The organism is Lacinutrix chionoecetis, from assembly GCF_053604665.1.
The window spans coordinates 1-4,174 of sequence record NZ_JBSHNQ010000057.1 but is presented as its reverse complement, the minus strand read 5'-3'; the positions used below and the strand labels follow the sequence as shown (position 1 = coordinate 4,174).

The 4,174-nt window shown below is 34.8% G+C and carries 2 protein-coding genes; both read right to left on the bottom strand.

Annotated elements, in window-relative coordinates; genetic code table 11:
- Positions 1-3,307, bottom strand: a 3,307-nt coding sequence (locus ACVC43_RS01360; RefSeq protein WP_452222782.1) for a LamG domain-containing protein, incomplete at its 3' end; no start/stop codon positions are given.
- 173 nt (positions 3,308-3,480) lie between these two features.
- On the bottom strand, positions 3,481-4,174 hold a 694-nt coding region (locus ACVC43_RS01355), incomplete at its 5' end, for a T9SS type A sorting domain-containing protein (RefSeq protein ID WP_452222781.1).

Genomic DNA, 4,174 nt, shown 5'->3' with positions numbered 1-4,174 from the left:
GCGATGACCAGTAGTTATATCTGTAAACATTGCTTGTGCCTTCTTGACGTCTTAATACTCTACCATTAGCGGAAGTAAGCAAATCGCTGTGTATGCCTTGTACTAATTGAGAATCATCTTGTAAATCTAAGGTTCCGTTTAGTTCTAAATACCAGCTGTTGTTTATCTGGTTTTCCCCACTTACTGTAAAGCTTTTATTATTATCAATAAACATCCCTATTTGATTGTGAGAATTAGAGCTTGTAATATTATCTTTTATATGTACTATGCTCCACGGTTTGTTAGATGTAACATCTGTGATGTCCCATACATTGCCATGTAGCCACGTGGATTCTTCTGTCCAAGCGCCATTGTTTACTGTCTCGTATGGTAGCGGTGCTGTTTGTGCCTGAATGGTAGTTATGTTATGTAAAGTAGCGTGGTTGTTATTAGATGAATAATCTGTTGTTCTGTTGGAAACTATATTTGTCATAGGATAATAAGCTTCTAAACTTGACCACAACACTGGTGTGCCACTGGCAATATCTACTACATCTTTAGGGATAATAGCGCCATGAACATTTCCTGAATTATTGTAAATTTCCTGATACACCATTCTTTGAATTTGATCATCAGTTAAAACGGAATTAAAAACACGAATTTCGTCTATTGCTCCGTCGAAATGATTTCTGGTGCTTGTTTGGTCTGCTGTAAAAGTGCTTCCAATTGTAAAATCTAAACCAGTTAAATCTGGTAAAATTGCTCTTGGGACGGCATTGTTATTTGTGGACACAGCTTCACCATTAATAAACAATCTCACATTATTTCCATCGTAAGTGGTAGCCACGTGGTACCATTGATTTTTTCTAATAATTCGGTCAGAAGTGCTAACTACCTTTGAGGAAAAACCATTTTTAGCTATAAAATATAATTTTGAAGGACTTGTAGTTGTACCAAACTGAGCCTCTAAGGAGACGCCTCGTGTTTGAGAATTAGGAAATTGATTTGTAGCCATTCTTCCCATAATAGCAAAGTTACCGATATTAGTATCTAATTTTATCCAGGCCGACATAGTGAAATCTGAGGTTGATAAATCCAACACTTCTCCAGCGCTGAGGTAATCGTCAACACCGTCAAAATCGATACTAGCAGACGGATGATATACATCAATATTGTCTCTGTAATCTAAATCACCTCCATGAATTATATCTGAATCTGTATCTGGTAAGATTGATAAATCTGTAGGGTCTTCTATATCCTCATTTACATCCCAAAGAGCGTCATTATTATTTGTTGTTTCAAAAATATCTAACAGTCCGTCATTATCGGCGTCCACTAAAGTAAACGTATCTGCCATTCCGTTTTCTTCAATATCTGGAAAATCGTCATTATCAGAATTTTGATCTAAACAATCGCAAATGGTATCACCATCTGTATCTTCTAAAATTAAACCAGATGAATAATTTGTATCTACACCTTTAGAATTCACAACGCCACTTGGCAGTATATACCCTATTGTTGATTGCGCTTCTATGTTGTCTGGAATACCATCATTATCGCTATCTAAATCTTTAGAGTTTTCAATACCATCATTGTCTGTATCACAATATTTATATCCAGAGTGGGTTATACCTCTATTTTTAGGATTGTTATGTGTTCCTGTAACACCAAATAGGATGGATACAGTAGAAAAGGTATTATATTCTATAAAAATGGTTGATTTTAAATCTATTTGAGGATTGTAGATTCCATTATTTTTGTTGGTATTAATTTCATCTGTCCAGTCATTAACATCGCCATCACTAGCAGGGTTTAATCTATACAATGTATATCCGGCAGGGTCTCCTCCTAAAAACCCATTTTGTTCTAATCTGGTATTTGTATCTAAGTAGACATTGGTTGGAGAGGATGCGTTGTTAAATCCTGCTACTTCTGTATAATCTTGACCTAAATCTGAGTCTAAATCAGATATTTTTAAAGTAAAATTGTTTACAGTAGCTGTAATACCATTGGGATTTGTAGTCGTAGCTGATCCTGTTTCAATAGCCGTAATAGCATATCTTACATAATCGTCGTTATTAGCAATTACATTATTTAAAGAGAGAAATGTGCTTCTTAACTCAATTATTAATCCTGGCATTTTCTCTTCTATAGTAATAAGAGCATCAAAAGATTGGGTACATTGTTTAATTGCATCGGGAAAAAGAATAATATCGCCCACTTGTAAATCATTAACGTCAGTTGATGACAGAACAGGTGTTCCATTTTTTAATTTAAAAGTCGTAGAACATTCGTCTTCATCTAAAATCCCATCATTATCATCATCTAAATCGCACGCATCGGCATAACCATCACCATCTGTATCAATATATTCTGGATTATCCGGATCGCATGGGTCGCACTCTGTGGCCTGTAAAGATGCGTCGATACTTGTGCCAATGGCTTGTCCGCCATAAGCAATAACAGGTCTTCCCCTGCTATCTACGCCGCCACTTATTTGAGAATTGGTATCTAAATTTGAGTAGCCAATTTGAGAATTTGGGGCATCTCCTTCTAAAGCATCTGGGCAGCCATCATTATCACTATCTAAATCTAAATGATCTGGAGTGCCATCGTTGTCTGTATCTTGAACTCTGCTGGCGTCTATAAAAAAAGTAAAATCGTCTATGTTAGAAAATGTTGAAGATGTATCGTTTACCTGACCATATATATAGAACCGAACTGTGTAGCTGGTATTTGATTTTAACTTGATGTTAGGTACAGTCATGTTATCAAAATTTGCGTACGAAGTTCCGTCGTCTGTATGAAATACATCTGAAGACAGTGTCGTCCATGTTCCAGTTGAAGTCTCAGAAAATTGTGTTGCTGTGTAAAAGGAATCGCCACTACTTGGAATATACCAGCCAGAACTTACATTTCTTAATGTAATATCTGACAATTCAGTACTTGTTACGAAACTCATTTCAATATAATCTCCATTGCTTAAAGCTTCGGCAAATGTATTAGAAGGTGTAGATGAAATCTCAATTTCGTTATTTTGAACACTAAAAATACTGCTATTAAAAGTTAAAATAGAAGTTGAAGACAATGCCCAATCTGTTATTTTTGTATTATAAACCTCATCCATGGTTAGGTTTCCTGCAGGAAAGTTTAATGTCCATCGGAATTTGCTTAATACATAATCTGAAGATTCATAACGGTCTTGAATTCCATCGTTGTCGTCGTCTAAATCAAGATAGTTAGCATAACTATCACCATCTGTATTTTGTGCATAAGATAGGAGACACGAAAGTGCAATGGTTAGCACCAATAGTAGTTTTATTTTCATAAGTAGGTAATTGATTGGGGTCAATTAATTAAATAGCATCTACAAAAGTAGTAAATATTATACGAAAATAAAAATATAACTGACTTAAAATGTGTTTTTTAACGATTAAAAGCTTTAAAATTTATTATTTTGATTTATAAATTAGATTAAAACTCTTTTTTACCGTTTATGTGTTAATCTATAATAATCTTTTTATCAATAGATTGATTATCCATGGTTTTAACACTCACAATATACAATCCAGTACTTAAGTTGGAAATTGAGATTCCATTATCTAAAGCATCAGATTTTATATTCTGTTTAGTAAAAATGGATTGCCCTAAAGTATTATAGAGTGTTACTTGCTTGGCATCGCTTTTTAAGCCCTTTACAACTAATGTTTCCTGACTGTTATTGTAAAAAATAACAGTGTTATCTGCGGAATTAAACTCCTCTGTGCTTAAAGCCTGGTTTGGGCTAAACACCACATCAAAACGATCGTTAAACGTCCCGGCAGCCGATGTAAAGCTATAACCCTGCTCATTCCTTAAATCGAAATACAAATTAAGTAGGTTATCTCTTAAATAGAGATCCTGATTCGGGTCTATATTAGCTATTTCCACGCTTTTAATAGTATAGGTTTCTGTACCAGTTGCTGTAAAAGTTAAGTCTACCACTTTATCGTCTGTAATAGGGGCTAAGGCTTGAATAACATATTGGTCTCCGTTTAACAAACTTCCTAAGTCGTTACTTAATGGCGTGGTAATATAACCACCATCGAAACCGTATTCTCTGCCATTGTCTGTAAAAGCATCATCAAAGCCTAAAACCATAGTACGACTTGAGGTGTCTGACATAGACAGTTCTAACCTTAATAATTGATAGTTA